General features: G+C 59.6%; 14 protein-coding genes and 5 pseudogenes. 8 read left to right on the forward strand and 11 right to left on the reverse strand.

The window, feature by feature from the left end; genetic code table 11:
• On the forward strand, positions 1-207 hold a 207-nt coding region (locus D6B98_RS40620; RefSeq protein ID WP_205680575.1), incomplete at its 5' end, for a hypothetical protein.
• 377 nt (positions 208-584) lie between these two features.
• Here the strand turns inward: D6B98_RS40620 and D6B98_RS38270 are convergent.
• Positions 585-773 carry a hypothetical protein gene (locus tag D6B98_RS38270; protein ID WP_126262079.1) on the reverse strand — a complete coding sequence of 63 codons (189 nt, stop codon included), beginning with the start codon at positions 771-773 and terminating at the stop codon, positions 585-587.
• 320 nt (positions 774-1,093) lie between these two features.
• Positions 1,094-1,768 carry an Abi family protein gene (locus D6B98_RS38275; protein ID WP_126262080.1) on the reverse strand — a complete coding sequence of 225 codons (675 nt, stop codon included), beginning with the start codon at positions 1,766-1,768 and terminating at the stop codon, positions 1,094-1,096.
• 729 nt (positions 1,769-2,497) lie between these two features.
• On the opposite strand from D6B98_RS38275, the pseudogene D6B98_RS38280 reads away from it, so the two are divergent.
• From D6B98_RS38280 to D6B98_RS38295, 4 genes and pseudogenes are all read left to right on the forward strand, one after another.
• Positions 2,498-3,270: pseudogene (locus D6B98_RS38280) on the forward strand (outer membrane protein).
• Between the two features lie 128 nt (positions 3,271-3,398).
• Positions 3,399-3,551 (forward strand): annotated as a pseudogene (locus tag D6B98_RS41235) (patatin-like phospholipase family protein); the annotation flags it as partial.
• A gap of 3 nt (positions 3,552-3,554) precedes the next feature.
• Positions 3,555-5,006 (forward strand): GntP family permease, encoded by a 1,452-nt coding sequence (locus tag D6B98_RS38290; protein ID WP_126262081.1) that lies wholly within the window; start codon positions 3,555-3,557, stop codon positions 5,004-5,006.
• Positions 5,007-5,145: 139 nt separating this feature from the next.
• Positions 5,146-5,448, forward strand: coding sequence for a hypothetical protein (locus D6B98_RS38295; protein ID WP_126262082.1), 303 nt, complete (start codon positions 5,146-5,148; stop codon positions 5,446-5,448).
• 187 nt (positions 5,449-5,635) lie between these two features.
• Here D6B98_RS38295 and D6B98_RS38300 read toward each other — a convergent pair whose 3' ends face one another.
• On the reverse strand, positions 5,636-5,857 hold the full coding sequence (locus D6B98_RS38300) for a DUF3768 domain-containing protein (protein ID WP_235885267.1): 222 nt from the start codon (positions 5,855-5,857) through the stop codon (positions 5,636-5,638).
• Positions 5,858-6,015: 158 nt separating this feature from the next.
• Between D6B98_RS38300 and D6B98_RS38305 the strand changes: the two are divergent.
• A pseudogene (locus tag D6B98_RS38305) lies at positions 6,016-6,762 on the forward strand (IS256 family transposase); the annotation flags it as partial.
• 53 nt (positions 6,763-6,815) lie between these two features.
• Here the strand turns inward: D6B98_RS38305 and D6B98_RS38310 are convergent.
• The gene (locus D6B98_RS38310; protein ID WP_430644614.1) at positions 6,816-8,204 is read right to left on the reverse strand and encodes a transposase; all 1,389 of its coding nucleotides are present in this window, start codon (positions 8,202-8,204) and stop codon (positions 6,816-6,818) included.
• Between the two features lie 72 nt (positions 8,205-8,276).
• Here D6B98_RS38310 and D6B98_RS38315 point away from each other — a divergent pair.
• Positions 8,277-8,537 (forward strand): annotated as a pseudogene (locus tag D6B98_RS38315) (transposase); the annotation flags it as partial.
• A gap of 310 nt (positions 8,538-8,847) precedes the next feature.
• Here D6B98_RS38315 and D6B98_RS38320 read toward each other — a convergent pair.
• Positions 8,848-10,065, reverse strand: coding sequence for an IS110 family RNA-guided transposase (locus D6B98_RS38320; RefSeq protein WP_164719145.1), 1,218 nt, complete (start codon positions 10,063-10,065; stop codon positions 8,848-8,850).
• A gap of 263 nt (positions 10,066-10,328) precedes the next feature.
• Here D6B98_RS38320 and D6B98_RS38325 point away from each other — a divergent pair.
• Positions 10,329-10,544: pseudogene (locus D6B98_RS38325) on the forward strand (transposase); the annotation flags it as partial.
• Between the two features lie 70 nt (positions 10,545-10,614).
• Here the strand turns inward: D6B98_RS38325 and D6B98_RS41580 are convergent.
• From D6B98_RS41580 to D6B98_RS38350, 6 genes are all read right to left on the reverse strand, one after another.
• Positions 10,615-10,740, reverse strand: a complete 126-nt coding sequence (locus D6B98_RS41580) for a hypothetical protein (RefSeq protein WP_283810200.1) — start codon at positions 10,738-10,740, stop codon at positions 10,615-10,617.
• 14 nt (positions 10,741-10,754) lie between these two features.
• Positions 10,755-10,997, reverse strand: a complete 243-nt coding sequence (locus D6B98_RS38330) for a hypothetical protein (RefSeq protein WP_126262085.1) — start codon at positions 10,995-10,997, stop codon at positions 10,755-10,757.
• A gap of 207 nt (positions 10,998-11,204) precedes the next feature.
• On the reverse strand, positions 11,205-12,026 hold the full coding sequence (locus D6B98_RS38335; RefSeq protein ID WP_126262086.1) for a type IV secretory system conjugative DNA transfer family protein: 822 nt from the start codon (positions 12,024-12,026) through the stop codon (positions 11,205-11,207).
• Positions 12,027-12,089: 63 nt separating this feature from the next.
• Positions 12,090-12,374, reverse strand: coding sequence for a type IV secretion system DNA-binding domain-containing protein (locus D6B98_RS38340; protein WP_126262087.1), 285 nt, complete (start codon positions 12,372-12,374; stop codon positions 12,090-12,092).
• 514 nt (positions 12,375-12,888) lie between these two features.
• Positions 12,889-13,104, reverse strand: coding sequence for a cold-shock protein (locus D6B98_RS42090; protein WP_126262088.1), 216 nt, complete (start codon positions 13,102-13,104; stop codon positions 12,889-12,891).
• Positions 13,105-14,669: 1,565 nt separating this feature from the next.
• Positions 14,670-15,776, reverse strand: coding sequence for a PLL family lectin (locus D6B98_RS38350; RefSeq protein WP_478271869.1), 1,107 nt, complete (start codon positions 15,774-15,776; stop codon positions 14,670-14,672).
• Positions 15,777-16,412 lie beyond the last annotated feature (636 nt).

Below are 16,412 nucleotides of genomic sequence, written 5' to 3' on the forward strand. Positions count from 1 at the left end.
GTTACTGGGAAGAACGAACGGCAGCAGCTCCACTTAAAAAACCGGACCCAGTGGTCCTCAGCATGGGGTCCACTTCAGGAGGCCGCAACGATCAAACATCACCTGCTGGACGAGTTTTTGGCGAGCGGTAGCTATAGCGTAAGAGCCGAGAAGGCCATCTCGATGGCGAGCAAGGCTCCGCGTTTGTCTCCGCGGTCGCAGTGGTGAGGCGGGGCGATCCAGCGGGTCAGCTCAAGCAGAGTGGAGTAGTAGGCATCGGTTAGCGCTTAAGTCGCGGAGCCAACCTTCCGGTATGTGGATTTCATCGAGCTTCGGGATGAAGCAACGCCAGATGCCACAGCATTGAGTTTTTGATTCTGCTGTGCGGATGGCCACCCCTCCGATTGACTATCTCTGGCAAGTTCGCTGCACACAAACATTGTAATCTGCCCTGCATTTATCATTGGCGATCTCCTTCATTTCAATCCGCTCGCGGTCATCGAGAAGATCGACGGCCGAGGACGCATCGAAACATTGATGTCGGCAAGCGCCGTACAGTGTCTAGCGGTCAATCAATGTCGGACCGATGCCTTAAACCACCAACCTCATTTGGTGGCGCCTGCTCCGGCGCGATCAATGACCCAGGCCACCATGTAGCCCTTGGCCCGCTCAGCCTGCACGTGCCGGAGGGCTTCAGAGTAGGTCAGTAAGGGCTCCTGCGCCGGGTAGACAGCGCGGTCGGTCGGGGTGACGAAGTGGTGGCAACACACGCGGTAGTTTTTAGCCTCGAACATCGAAATCCTCCTCTCGCCTCAGCTTGCGCCGCCGTACGCTCACGCTCCCAAGTGCTTACCACAGAGAATGCGGCCTCTTAGAGGCCGCAAGCTTCTTTAATTGCGCTTGACCTGCCGCCGAAATTTCATCCAGCGCGGTTAGAGTCTCGGGGTTGATAAGTCGTAGGAAAGCAAGCCCTAAAAACCGAAACGTGTCAGGCGTGTCAGAGCGTGTCACCTGACACGCATTCGTCTCGTCCAAAGCCCCCGTGTGTCACTTCCCCGCAGCCTATAAGGCTGCGAGTGACACGGATGGACTGACACAACGGAACCTGGTCTGTCTAGGGCTCGGTGAGGAGGAGAGGAACCACGGTTTCTGCGCGGCGCATCCATGCCAGCGTGTCGGAGCATCGGTAGCCGACTATCTCCTCGATTGCCTCGTAATCCGCAAGGAGATCGAGTCCGAATATCGGTTCATGATGTGCGATGCGGTTTCGTAATTTCCGCACCATGTCGGACACTTGATACACGCGCGTGCGTAGGTCGCGTACACTCATTGTTGCCGGAGCGTTCGGGAATTCGACGTTGATGTGGGGCTGCCACAGACGGGCTTCGTGGCTAACGGTAAACATCGAAACCCAGAACGCGAACTTTAGATCGGCGATCACTTTGCCGGTGCGGCGCGGATTTTCATGGCGAGACCGCACTTTCAAGATTTCTTGGTGTGGGCTGAAGTGAGGTCGATGCGGTCTAGATAAACTCCGTTCGAAGTTCGCTACCCAGGGCCAGTCGGCATTGTAGGTTGCCGATGCTGCATTCGCCACAGCATTTCGGACAGAAATTTCGAAGAGATGAAGCGGAAAGAGAAACGCGCTCGCGACTCTCGCGTTCCACCCGTACAGCCGCAGGGCGGCGGCGGCATCGTTGTTGCATGCAGTGAGATATGTTGCGAATCTCGGCGCCGAAAGCGTGCTTGGAATTCTTTGTTGCTCTTGCGCTGAAAAGTTTCGAGGCATCAAACACAACCGTCAACGGAACCTCAATTGGTTCCGCCAAGAAGCAAGTAAACTATTGGTTGACACCCGGTCAAATTATCCTATCGTGCCAACGTGAGCTTTAGGACACGCGGATCGTGTATGTACGGTCTCCCCCTAAGGACATACGAAAGCGGAAAACGGGCGCCTCGAAAGAGGCGCCTTTTTCTTTTGCCGAGCGCGGCGTGACCCGCGAACAATTCAAAATCAGAATTGTGATGTCAAATCAGTGCCTTGGCGGCAATTCTGGGATTTTGGCGATTCTGTCGGGTGCCCTTCAGGGCGCAATCTGCGCCTGAGCTCGCACAAGCCCAGCTTCGCCGGCGCCCCGAGCGTCAATGCTAACCGGCTCTGACACGTGAATCGTTCCGGTGTCAGGAGGAACACCGTTCGGAAGAATCTCCGTTGCTTATCGACATAAGGAAGCTCCGGCCCGTTCTCGCCGACGATCAACCTCCAGCCCGGCGTATCAACCGTACCGTCTGCGAACATTGGGAACGACAAGCCGCCATTCCTGGCGCCCAGTCATCGGTCGGCAGGCAGCATCCGTAACCGACCCGACATGCTCGTCTGTTCATCGAACGAAACGCTCAAGCAACGCTTGCGACCCAGTCAACTACCAACCTTAGCAATTGATGAAGAAGACGTACACATGGCAATCGTGGGCGATAGACCGTCAAGGAAATCGATTCAGAACTGGGCCAAAAAGAAATGAAAGAAGTTCTGCTGGGCACGGTAGCCCTTGTCGCGCTAACCGCTTCGGCCTCCGCCGCTGATCTGGCGGCGCGACCCTACATAAAAGAACCTCCGATGGTAACTCGGATCTACGACTGGAGCGGCTTTTACATCGGCATTAACGGCGGCGGTGGGGCTCCGCGCATCAGTGCTGGGACGTCGTCAACGCCGGGGGCTTGGTCTTCGCTCCGCCCCTTGCCATGGGGTGCAACAATGCGACTGGAGGTACTGCCGGTGGTCAAATCGGCTACCGTTGGCAGATAGCGAACTCTGTGTTCGGCCTTGAGGCCCAGGGCAACTGGGCCGACTTCAAGGGCTCCAACGCTAACCTCGCCTTTGCGGGCGTCCAGGATGAATCCAAGATTGGTGCATTCGGCCTGTTCACGGGTCAGGTCGGCTATGCCTGGAATAACGTACTGCTTTACGTGAAAGGTGGCGCTGCGGTCGCCAGCAACAAATACCGGGTTTTCGATTTTGCGACCGGGCTGACCATTGACAACGGCAGCGAAACCCGTTGGGGCGGCGCGGTAGGAGCGGGCCTTGAGTTCGGCTTCGCTCCGAACTGGTCCGTCGGCATCGAGTACGACCATTTGTTCATGGGCCATCGGGACGTGGACTTCTTTTTTTCAGCTGGAATCGGAGGGGTTCCGGTGGGCGCTCGTGCGGGGACCGCCCGCATCGGTCAGGACGTCGACGTCGGTCTGGTCCGTGTGAACTATCGCTGGGATGGTGCGGTCGCAAAATTTTAATCTTCGCCAATCGTGTCCAACAGGTGACGTGCAACTCTTCCGCCGGTGCGGCGCGAAGCGCACCTTTTTGCTCTCTTCAAGCATGGCCGCACAATTGTGGTGCGCCGGTTGGTGCGGCGCCGTGGCGAGGCAATTCGTCCAAGCTCAACGCCGAGCGGGCGTTTCTCCGCATGCTGCGGGATGAGGGGCGGAAAGCGGCGCATGAGTTTCTGGACGTCGATGGAGACAATCTTGGGAAACGGTCTTCGGTCGATCTGGACATCCTCCTGGAGGGAGTCTGATCCTTGGGCTTTCTCGGCATTCTGCTGGGCCTCGGCCTCTTAGTGTTGTTCGCATATCGAGGCTGGAGCGTCCTGCTCCTCGCGCCAATCGCCGCGCTCATCGCGGCGTTTTTTTCGGGCGAGCCTCTGCTCGCTAACTGGACCCAGACCTTCATGGTCGGCGCGGCGGGCTTCATCGGGCAGTTCTTCCCACTGTTCCTCCTCGGGGCTCTATTTGGCAAAGTTATGGAGGACAGCGGCTCGGTCAGTGCGATCGCGGATTTCATGACCGCGAAGCTCGGTGCACAGCGGGCAATCCTCGCCGTGGTGCTCGCCGGTGCGATTGTGACCTATGGCGGCGTCAGCCTTTTCGTCGCCCTGTTTGTGCTAGCCCCGATGGCCGAGGCCTTGTTCCGTGGCGCCGATATCCCGCGGCGGCTGATGCCGGCAGCGATTGCGCTTGGCACGTTCACCTTCACCATGATGGCGCTCCCGGGCACGCCGGCGATCCAGAACGCCATCCCAATGCCCTTCTTCGGCACCACACTCTTCGCCGCGCCAGGGCTCGGCATCATCGCGTCGGCGATCATGCTCGGCTTCGGCCTTTGGTGGCTCGCGCGGGCCGAGGCAGGCGCGAGGCTCAGGAAGGAAGGGTTCTCTGGCGACACGATGCTGCCCAAGCATCGCCTCGCCGATCCCGCGCTGCGTGAGCGCGCCGCCACCGCGCGGGAGTTTGATCCTGCCGAGATCGAGCGGGGACATCTTAGCCTGGATCTGCCACCGGTCATCCTCGCCGGGCTGCCGCTGATGCTCGTGATCGTGGTCAATTTAACCTTGTCGGTCGTCGTCCTTCCGCGAATTAATTTCGACTTTCTCACCGAGGAACGCTGGGGCGAAACGTCCTTCGCTGCGGTGAGCGGTGTGTGGTCGGTCGCCGTAGCGCTTATCGTCGCTATTGTAGCGACGATCCTGATGAACCGGTCTCGTCTGCCGAGGCTGCGCGACACACTGGACGCTGGTGCCAACGCCTCGGTGCTGCCCATCTTCAGTGTAGCGAGTCTCGTCGGGTTCGGCGCCGTGATCGCCGCATTGCCGTCCTTTACGCTGGTGCGTGATTGGGTGCTCTCGATCGGCGGTGGTCCGCTCGTCTCCCTCGCCGTAGCCACGAACATCCTCGCCGCGCTAACCGGCTCGGCGTCTGGCGGCCTGACCATCGCGCTCGACGCGCTCGGCGCGACCTATTTGTCGCGTGCACTTGAACTGAACATCGATCGGGAACTCCTGCATCGCGTCGCCGTGATGAGCGCCGGCACTCTCGACAGTCTTCCCCATAGCGGGGCGGTGGTCACCTTGCTTTCGGTCTGTGGCGCTACACCCAAGGAGAGCTATCGAGACATTATCATGGTTGCTATCGTAGGCGCTCTGCTCGCGCTCGCGGTTGTCATCCTGTTGGGCTCGATCGTTGGGAGTTTCTGAATGAGACGTGGTCACTTGCACCCGATTCGGGTGAACGATCACACAAGATGCAAGTAACCAAGCATGATACGCCGCTGACCGATATGACTCGGCGCAAGATCTCTAAGGAAGCCTTCGGTAGGACACTCCAAGCGCCCGGATGCTGAACCGTGTCATGTCCGTGGTCCCGCTGTTCAAGTTCATCATTCTGACCTTCTCCGGGTTTTTCGACCTTGGGCTGCCATTGGGAACGTTCGGCCCCCCCGATGTTCTCCGCCTCGGCTTTGGGCCGAAGATGATCTTGACGGTAATCGGCATCGAGTCGATCGTTACGATCGTTAGTCGCCATCGCGCCAGCACGATCTGCGACGAGAATGGCGCGCGTCGCACGGTATTTGCGGGACTCATCGCTGCGATCCTCGCCGCCCTGTTTCTTCGTGGAATGGCGGTCGGCGTAAATTGAGGGGCATTCGCATACGGACGGGGCTATGGGCGCGCCGCCCGAAATCAGGGACCGAGCTGAGATGATCCCGCGCGTCGATGCGCTCATAAAAGGCGCTAAGCAAGACAGGAAGGCCAAGTTAGCTGCGGCGGCCCTCTAGAGCAAAAAAGCCCCGCAAATTGCGGGGCAACAAAGAAACTCCTTTTGCTCAACACTCCTGGGCAAGCATGAGTGTGAGAACACGCGTGGTCTTCTCCGGGTCGGCTGGGTCTTCCGACCCAAACTGACAAAGCGCGTCGTAGTAGTCGATTTTCCAAAAGAACGTCTCTCCCGCCAGATCGAAGCTGCCGAAGTCATGCTCGTCGTGCGGATCATTGCCTGCGTTGAAGTCTGTGAACCGCTGAACCTCGATGAGCGCACGAGCTTTCACGGGTCGTGTCCCCATTGATGGTGTAGCTCGGTAGAGCAAAGCCGCCCGCACGCGCGCCCTTACGTAGCGCCGTAGCGGGCGGGCGGGTTTGCGGTGGTCACCGGCAGTTCGCCGGTAGGGTCGGGTTGCTGACACCAACCTGATTCGAGGAACCACCGATGACCGATGAGATGATGAACCTCCGCACGCTCGTGGAGAAGACCCCTGACGCGGATCTGCTGCGCGAGATGATCGGCTTTGCCGCCCAGCGCCTGATGGAGTTGGAAGTGGAAGGCCAGACCGGGGCCGCCTACGGCGAGAAGAACCCCGAGCGCTTGGCGCAGCGCAACGGCTACCGCGACCGGACCTGGGAGACCCGCGCCGGCACGGTCGAGCTTCGTATCCCCAAGCTGCGCAAGGGCTCGTACTTCCCCGCCTTTCTAGAGCCACGCCGGATGGCCGAGAAGGCGCTCACCGCCGTGGTGCAGGAAGCCTATGTGCAAGGCGTCTCGACCCGCTCGGTCGACGATCTGGTGCAGGCGATGGGCATGAGCGGCATCTCCAAGAGCCAGGTCTCGCGGCTGTGCGCGGAGATCGATGACAAGGTGAAGGCATTCCTCGGCCGTCCGATCGAGGGCGATTGGCCGTATCTGTGGATCGACGCCACCTACGTGAAGGTGCGCCAGCAGGGGCGCATCGTATCTGTCGCGGTGATCGTCGCGGTCGGCGTTAACAGCGACGGCCGGCGCGAGGTTCTCGGGATGGACATAGGGCCCTCCGAGGCCGAGACATTCTGGACGGCATTCCTGCGCAAGCTCGCCCGCCGCGGCCTGCGCGGCGTCAAGCTGGTCGTCTCCGACGCCCACGAGGGCATTAAGGCGACCGTCGCCAAGGTGCTCAACGCCTCCTGGCAGCGTTGTCGCGTGGGGTCGTTGAAGAAGTGGCCAATAGATTTCGCGCGATGCAGCGATCGGCCCTATCATGGCCCTCGCGTCAAAGCTCGCGCCACGGTGCGATCTGAAGCCGCAACCGCATTATGAGGGACAATCCAAGACAGAATAAACGCAAGGAGAGCGGTTGCCAGCCGCTTGAGGTTGATGACAGCGGCCGTCAGGTAGGCCTGGATCTTCATATTCGGTAGACCGCGCCGTATGGCGCGCGCCAGTCCATGCCAAGTTTTGGCTTCGCCGTGGAAGCCCTCTGAGCGCCAGCGATGGCGTTGATACAGACGTCGATCCTGCTTACTCCATCGCTCGCGACGGCGGCGGGCGCGCAGCAGTGCCGGATAATGGTCACCGACAACGACCGCTTTGTTAACCCGCCCTTTGGATAGGCAATCGCCCTTGAGCGGACACCGGGCGCAATCCTTCGCCTTCGAGTAAAAGAAACGGCCGTGCTTGATGGGCCGCGCCGGGCGCAAGATACGTCCTCGCGGGCACTTCAAGATGTCGTTCTTGGCATCGTACCGGAAGCGTCTAAGCGGTAGGCGACTCTTGATTGGTTCGGCTTTAGCTGGGATGAGGGCATCAATGCCGCGCCGCTCGAGCGCGCCGTAGACTTTAGCGTAGGCATAGCCCGCGTCGGCGGTGACCACCTTGATGTCGATGCCCGTAGTCGCTTCAACCTCATCGACTTGCGGCTCGATCATCTCTCCTTCGTTCGTTTGTCCAGTCGTGACCGCGACATCCAGAATGATACCGACCTTGTCATCGACGGCCGTGTGCTGCTTGTAAGCGGGTTCCAGCCGCCGGTTTCGGGCATTGGTGGCCATTGTCGCATCGGGATCAGTCGTGCAGACCTTTTTGTACTTCCCGCTTTGCCGGCCCTTTCTCTCATCCTCGCTTTCATCTTCGCTTTGATTTTCGCTCAGCACATCCACCACATGCTGCTCGGTGAGGCTGTCCCAACTCACGTTGGCGCGGATCAGCGACGCATCGATGTGAACCACTTCGGCTGTTGCGATCTTCGCCTTCAGGCAGGCCTGGACCGTGCGTTTAAAGATCCTACGGAATCGCTCCTCGCCCCAGCGCTGGCGGATGCGCGTCAGGCTGGAATGGTGCGGTAGCTGCTTGTGCAGGCCATAACCAGTAAACCACCGAATGGCGATGTTAACCTGAGCCTCCCGGATCAGCTTGCGATCGTGTACGATGCCGGTGAGCAGACCCGCGAGCATCAGGCGGACCGCGGCCTCCGGATCGATGCCTGGCCGACCGTCGCTCGCGCAATAGCAGTCGGAGACCTCCTCCCTTAGCCAAGATAGGTCGAGCACGCGATCGACCCGGGCCAGCACGTGCTCATCTGGGACGAGCTGTCTGAGCGAGCCAGTGATGAAGAGCTCCAACTGATCCCGCTCCTTGCGCCCCAGCATCTCGTTTGCTCCGCCGATCGCGAATCGCCGACGAGAACGGAATCAGCCAATTGCAGCTTTTTCAACGACCCCCGCGTCCACTTCATGCGCAATGCGTTGGCACATGCCGGCAAGAGCGGCCGCCGCGTCGTCTCCGCCTTCATCGCCACCGCGTTTGCCCAGGACGATGCCGAGGCCGCACAAAGCCAATGGCGCAAGGTCGCCGATCAGCTCCGCCCTAAGCTGCCTAAGCTCGCCGGCTTCCTCGACGAGGCTGAGACCGATGTGCTGGCCTATATGACGTTTCCGCCGCAGCATCGGACCAAGCTGCACTCGACGGATGAGATGGACAAGCGATTTTTAATGATCGCCCCGATGACGATTGCGGGCATCGCGTCCATTCTTTTGTTCGGCCGCGGCGCGGGCCATTCTTCCGTCCCGGCCACCGATCTCGCAGCCGCCGCGCGCAGGGGCGGTCAAGGCTGGCCGCGTTTGCGGCCACCGCAAGGCTTGGCCTTGACCGGCCCGAGCACGGCGGCATGCTGGCGTGTAACGGGACTGCAGTCCTGGCTGGCACTTGCCGTCAGGCGGGATTATCCTTGGCGGGCGCGGGCGACCTCGTGGCGAAGCGTGGCGCATCGGCTGCAAGCGCCACCAGGCTGCCCTATTTTGTCCTGCCGAACTGAGGCGCCCGCGCGCCGGTTTTTGGGTGCCGTGGTTTCCATTGCGTCACCAAGCGCTCGTAGCTTTGCTCTGCCTGGGCGGCAATCAACATCTCGCGGTCGCGCAATGCCTTGATGTTGTAGGCATACGCTGGCCCACGCCGGCTGCCTTTCTGTTGCGGATGTCCGGCTTGAAGCTGCATCGCGCGGGTCTTGATGGCGACCAGTGCCGGGCGTGCCCACAGGTAATCCTCGCCCTTTGTCAGCAAATGCCAGCAGAGCACAGTGAGCTTCCGGGCCACGGCCACCGCGGCGATCTGATGGCCGCGTCGGGCGCGGATGCGCACGAAAAAGGCATGCAGTGGACCGGGCGCCTTGGCCGCAGCCCAGGCCGCCTCGACCAGCATGGCGCGCGCATGACTGCGGCCGATCTTGCTGATACGGCCGTGGTGGGCGGCTCCCAGCCCGGACTGCCGCACCCGCGGGTTCAGCCCGAAGTAGCTCACCAGCTTCTGCGGGCTGTTGAACCGGCTGATGTCGCCGATCGCCGCCACGATTCCGGCGGCGACCGCCAGATTCACGCCGGTGATCGTCATCAATCTGTTCACCGCGGAATCGTCGATGGCGTCCTGCGCGATCTCGCGGTCGAGCAGGGCCAGGTCTTCCGCCAGCCGGTCAAGCTCGCGGACGTGCCGATCGATCGCCGCGCGCTCATCGTCCGGCAACGGTTGAGCGGCCAACCACGCCCGGCCGCGGAGGTTGAAAAGATCGGCATGCGGGCACTTCGGGATCAGGTGCGCGTGCAGGATCGAATGCACCTCGTTCTTGAGCCGCGTGCGATGCCGCACGACCTGGTAGCGCCGCGCCACCAGCCGACGCTTGCGTTCCGTCTCCGCGTCAGGCGTCCAGATCTGCGGCAGGTACCCGGCCGCCTGCAGACTAGCGAGCGTGCCGGCATCGATCTTGTCGGTCTTGACGTGAGCCTGGGCGATCGCCTTCACCTGCAGCGGATTGGCGATAATCACCCGTGCCACGAACGGCGCCAGAACCCGCGACACCGCCATGCTGTTGGCAGTCGCTTCGACCACCACCTCATCACTGGCCAGCAGGGTCTTGCCAAATCCCTCCAGCGCCGTCCGCGTCATATCGATGCGGCCCGCATGTCGGAGCCTGCCGTCTTCCCAAAACACCACCTCGCCGAAAGTTCGGTGGACGTCGATGCCAATCACCCGTCGCATTCGCACCTCCTGCCAGACATATGACGGGAGCTGCGGGCGACACGACAACTACGGATTCGCGCTCCCAGCGCAACCGGCCGAGTCGCAGAGGCGGCCAGCTACTAACTCGAGCTCTCGGCTCATCGAATAACATCGGCCTGCCCGCACTTCGTGCTCCCGGTGCCTCTGTCCCGATGGTCGCACCATACGCCACGATGTAGAACACCGCAGCGGGAACGTTGGCACCGAGGCATCTCATACCGGTTACTAACCCGATCGAACGCCTCAACGGCGAGATCAAGCGGCGGACTGAAGTGGTCGGCATCTTCCCCAACGAGGACGCCATCGTCCGCCTCATCGGCGCGATCCTGCTCGAACAGAACGATGAATGGGCCGTCCAGCGCGCCCGCTATATGACGCTGGAAACCATCGCGCCCTTGAGCGATGATCCAACCGTCAGCCTCCCGGCTATCGCCAGCTGACCAGTCCGGCTCTTGCCGGCGATCGCGGTGTCCCACCGCCAGTTACTCCACGCTCAGGGACACGATCCTTTCACGTCGAGCGGCAGACCTGCCCCCCCGCAGTGATCACAATTTTGCCGCCCATGAAGGTCGCACGAAAGAAGTCGTTGAGCACTCGAATGCGACGCCGCATAGGAGTGTTGGCGATATCGCTCATCGTCGCCCTCCGACTTAAATCAGGCCGACGAGAACGAGAACCGATGCGATGGTGTTGCCGCCGCAGGCCTCGCAAAAACCCTGATCTTGGTCGGGCTCCATCGCCGCTGTGTAGTCGCATCCTTCTGTCATGCAGATCGCTGGGCACACGCTGTCAGCTGCAGCTGTTTGCAGAAGATCGTCGAGACTTTGGAAGCCTTCGAGATCGCAGAGCTTCATGAGCTTTACGGCCTTGCGCGAAAGAGCAATGGCGGACATGTTATTCTCCTCACTACCGTCGGCCCGAACCATTCGGGTGCCGGATAGCAAGGCGGAGCTGCACCGTCCTCAAAACAGCAACAGATCGATCCTCCGTCTCGCTACCGACATCCGAATTGGCGCCGGAAAGAACAATGTCCGAGCGCGATCGTACTTCAGGAGAAAAGCGAGGGTAGGCGCGGGATTATGCCAGTTTGGCAAATGTCTCTATATTGGCTCAAGCGTAGCGGCGCTGAAAGGTATCGATGGCGTTCCATCGATCATAAGCTTGAGATAGATGCGGTAGTTTGGCAGCCTCAAGAGGTCGATTTCCGAAAACCGGCTCTGGAATTCTCGAACGAGATATGGAGCATCTTCGACGCCGACACGGAATGAGATGATAGAGCCGACGTTGCCGAGAACTGCATGGCGTACCTCAGGGACAAGCTGGTTTAGATACTGATGCGCCACTGTGAAGCCGACGCGGTATTTGCGAAGCTCGGAAAACATGTTCGCCAGCGCGACTGTGGTAAAGCTCTGAAATTCATCGACGTAGACGAAGAAGTCTCGGCGTTTGTCTTGTGGAGTGTCGGCCCGGCTAAAGGCGGCCAGGCCAATCGTTGTGACAAGCAATCCGCCAAGGAGCGACGAGCTATCTTCCCCAAGGTGCCCCTTCGCCAGATTGGCCAAGAGAACCTTGCCTTCGTCCATGATCCGGCGGATGTGCAAATCTTCTTCGGGGGCCGTTAGTATCCGATCGAGCCGCGGGTCAGCCAGAAACGCTCCGACCTTGTTCTGGATCGGCGCGGTGCCGTCCGCGCGGTAGCCAAATGAGCATCGCTCGAACTCATTGAGTAGAAACGTCCGAACGGTCTCATTCCGGAGGGATTTGGCGGTTCTTTTACGAAACTCATTGTCGGAGAATATGCGCAGCACGTCGTGGAGCGTAGCGTCAGGCTGCTCCAAGAGAGCCATCAGAACATTCCGTAAGATGTGCTCCATACGCACGCCCCATGCGTCCGGCCACATCTTCTTAAAGACATCCATCATGCCGGAAGCCGCGAGAGCAATACGATCTCCGCTGACGTGACGAAGAGAGTTATAACCGTATGGCTAATTTGGGTTGGTTGCGTCGAGGTACACCACCCTATCGGCATGCGCTGCCGAAATGCGCGAAGCGATGCGGGCAACAAGATCGCCATGCGGATCAATGAGCGCAAAGCCGTTTCCGCGCGCCAGATCCTGGAGGGCCATCGTTTCGATCAGCGTGGATTTGCCATTGCCGGTCTTCCCAATCACGTACATATGCAATAGTCGATCTTCGTCTTTAATGCCAAAGACACGATCGTCATTGCGGAAATCGACTCGCGCAAAGCGAGTGGTGCGATCGGCATCCATATTGGATACGCATGGTTTCGTTTCTTGTTCTCCTGGGCAAGGCCGACGGATTCGCCAATAGCGGTAATGGATTTTGTCTGAATGTTGCGAAGCGCCATTGTCAACTGAGGACCTGGCATATCACTCGAACCTGTGAATTTTGGTGATGTTTGTCTTACAATTGTGTCCCGTAAGGAAGTATTATTGGAGGGCGATCATCCAGGTTCGAAAACTTCTATCATTGCAGAGAGTGTGGCCCGGGAGGAATGACATGCGGCCGGCACAACGTGACGAAGGTTGTTCGTTTGGCGGCGGCCCTCATATCTCCCTGCAGAAGCCAACGTAAAAGAATTTCTGATGCATTCCAGTGAGTAGCCGAGTGAAATCTGTGCTCCACCGAGTAGACAGATTTATACTCGAGTGCTGCGAACGGAAAACGTCTGCTGCGTTTACATCACCCGGCATAAACGCTTGCCAGGGCCGAACTCGCGGTCTTTGCTCTGTTTGAACAATCTTGAACACCTGCTTAGGCACTTCAATCGATCAACCTGACCTCGGCAGCTCTGTACTTTGACCGCCGCTTGTTGAAGCGAAGATCGAACGTCACGCGCGTGCCCGGCACCAGATCGGCACCTATGCAGTTGCGTAGTTCGGACATGTGCACGAACAAATCGTCGCCGCTGCGATCATCAGGCCTTATGAAGCCCCAGCCCTTTTCAACACAGTACGAAACTACCGTTCCAGTCTGCATCTTTGCCCTAGCTTGTCGAGATTGGAAGATCGTACATTGGCGTTTACGCGACGATATCGAGTCGCGAGCTGTGCCTGCGCGGCTGCTTCGGAGCTGCGGCGGCAGCAAGCGTGACCGAATCCGGTCGCCGGTCGAAGATCCTGTTTCATACCGCCTCACAGCACCAGCGGGACGGACCAGACGCTAGCGGCGACGCGGCGCCGAGCCCGCCCCTAACATCACCGCATCTGGAGTAATTGGTGATGCTGCCCCGGACGGAGCAAGGGCCGTGCCGAATCGAGACTCGGAGGTTCTGTAGGCACTTCGTAGCGGGGCTGTATGATCAAGTTGTCGACATTGGTCTGAAAGCTGACGATCGACGCCAACATTGTCCTGCGCTGGCTGACTACCGACCAATGGCGGGATCACAGTCGCTTGTCGGATCCACTATCCCCGTTCGTCCGGATGGGCTTCGACAACTGGGCTAGCCCAACGCGCAGAAATGGCCCAACCAAAGTGCCGAGTCTGACGCGCCTGAATGCGAAGCCTCGGTGGAAGCGTTGATAATTGTTGGGGAGCGAGGTCGACTTCGGTCCGGAGGGACTTGTCCGCGTTCAACTGCGAAAATGAATGAGGCCGCGAGACGATACAGTCCCGCGGCCTCGCCACCGGAATCTAACGAAAAAACCGTTTAAGTATGAAATCCCTCCGCCGGTGTTCCTCCAGTAGAACACCGTGTTCAAAAAATTGACAATCCGGGCGGCTACGGAGAAAGGAACCGATGGGCGCGACACTCGCGGAGACTTGAGCGCTCACGTTCGATCGAACCTGCGATCCGGTCAATGTTATCATGCGTTGCTCAGATGCGCTCCGGTCCTGCTGTCGCCGAAGAAGACCTCTGCGATTGGTGTGCTTAGCGCAAATCCGCCTTTCACCGGTTCTTTCCGCGGCCTGAAAACAAAAAAGAGTTGGGCTGCACCTGTTTTGGAGCGCGGTTGAACGTGCGGTCTTCTCGCCTTCCTTTCGAATCGAGTTTCGCGCCGAAACTCCATTCCGAATTTGGTACCGAGCAACTGGCGGTTATTCCGAAGAGCGACGCGTGCGAAGCACGAAATTTGTTCTCCATCCATACTGTAAATGAAGCGTATCTTCGGCCGCTCTCACGCACGAGGCTCGCGGCTTTGCCGAAACTCGCTCGCGCCGTTACCCCGATCAGAGTCCAACAAGCGCGAGGTCGGCTCGCATGCATGGCGAGTGTACTGAGCCAGACAAATCGATTCGTATGGTGTCAACGCAAAAAATCTGCACGCTCAAACTTGAACTTAGTGCCCGGCGTTCTCAAATCGCTCTAGTTTGCAGCGCAAACAGTTGAGAGGCCCGTTCGCTAGCTCTAGCATCGACCGGATCAGCACCCAACCGGATGACCGGGAGATGTGATCACGACGCCGGTAGTTTATCCGTGCCGGTTCAAGAGCCGGAATTAGCGCGCGATCGCGCGACGTTGCGTGACGACGTAGTAGCTTAATGATGGGTTAGTGAGGGCGCCGACCGCCTTGTGAGACGGCCGGCCTCTCGTGCAGTCCGTATCAGGCGGCGAGTGGATCGCTCAGGAGAACGCCGCCCAGGGATGCCCAGCCGGACCACGGTCCGGAGTGCGGCTTCTTCTGCCAGATGTGCCAGAGCGCGTTGTCGGTGCCGCGCGCAAACACTTCTAGCCGGCCGTCGGAATTATCGAAAGCCACCGGATCACTGGTGATGGAGCCGCCCAGAGATGCCCAGCTTGACCACGGTGCGGCATGCGGCTTCTCCTGCCAGATATGCCACAACACGTTGTCGATGCCACGGGCGAACACTTCCAGCCGGCCGTCGGAATTGTCGACCACGGCCGGATCACTGGTGATGGCGCCGCCCAGAGATGCCCAGCGTGACCACGATGCGGCATGCGGCTTCTCCTGCCAGATATGCCACAGTGCATTGTCGGTGCCACGGGCGAAAACTTCGAGACGGCCATCGCTGCTGGCGACCACGGCGGGATCGCTGGTGATGGCGCCACCCAGGGATGCCCAGCTTGACCACGGTCCGGCATGCGGCTCCTCTTGCCAGATGTGCCACAGCGCATTGTCAGAGCCACGGGCGAACACTTCGAGACGGCCATCGGAATTGATGAACACCTCGGGGTCGCCGGTGATCTCGCCGCCAAGTGAGGCCCAGCCTGACCACGGACCGGCATGTGGCTTCTCCTGCCAGATGTGCCAGAGCGCGTTGTCGGTCCCGCGCGCAAACACTTCTAGCCGGCCGTCGCTGTTGGCGATCGCAGCGGGATCGCTGGTGATGGCGCCGCCGAGCGAGGCCCAGCCCGACCACGGTCCGGCATGTGGCCTGTCCTGCCAAATGTGCCAGAGTGAATTATCGGTTCCGCGCGCAAAGACCTCCAGCCGACCTTCGGAATTATCGACACTGGACGGCGAGCTGGTGAGAACGCCGCCAAGCGAGGCCCAACTCGACCATGGCCCCGAGTGCGGTTTTTCCTGCCAGACGTGCCAGAGCGCCCTGTCGGTTCCGAGACCGAACACCTCCAATCGTCCATCGGAATTCTCTGTCACTGATACCGAGTGGGTAAGCGCCGCTGCTGCGTTTGTCATTACAATCTCCGATTGTATCTGTGCAATGAGGGAACAATCTGCACCAAGCAATCTAAAGTAGCATTATCGTTTCACATTGCGATACGCCGACAAGTTGGTCTCGCGTGAAAGTGATCCGCGCGCTCAAGTTCCCTGCATTCTCACTCACATGGTGAGCGAAGCACACACGTCCTTGCGATCATGGAACCTCTGATAGCGGTGTACAAAAGTCGGGTTCGGAAATAATGGCGTCGACTAATGACCCGACGGGCAAAACAACTCGATCGATCGGAAACCACGTCAGGCTTTTAGCCCAAATATCTGTCTCCCGTTGCGTATCCCGTCCTCATTTCAGAGAGACGCTTCGCGATCGGCACGAACGTTGAGAGCGGATGCGGTGGACGCCGGGATGTTCAGCTCGCGTGCCGCACGGAGGAAGACATCTTGACTGACGGCCAAGTCGTGTGGTCCTGATTCCCCGACGCTGGGATCAGGCCTGCCTGGACCGATGATCCCGCAGGCGACGGAGGCTAACAAGTCTGGCGCTCCGGGGAGCACGAAGCAGCTGTTAACACCACCGCGCAGGGAATGTCGGATGTTTCGACGTACCTCTGGTGACCATTTGTCCGTCGTCAGATGATTTGAGACTGATCAGGCGTTCTGCGAAGGGAGGCTCTGGCTCATCAGGGGTTAGAGTTTAAGCGGCCT

Origin of the sequence: Bradyrhizobium sp. LVM 105, from assembly GCF_003957705.1 — a bacterium.
GTDB classification, from domain to species: domain Bacteria; phylum Pseudomonadota; class Alphaproteobacteria; order Rhizobiales; family Xanthobacteraceae; genus Bradyrhizobium; species Bradyrhizobium frederickii.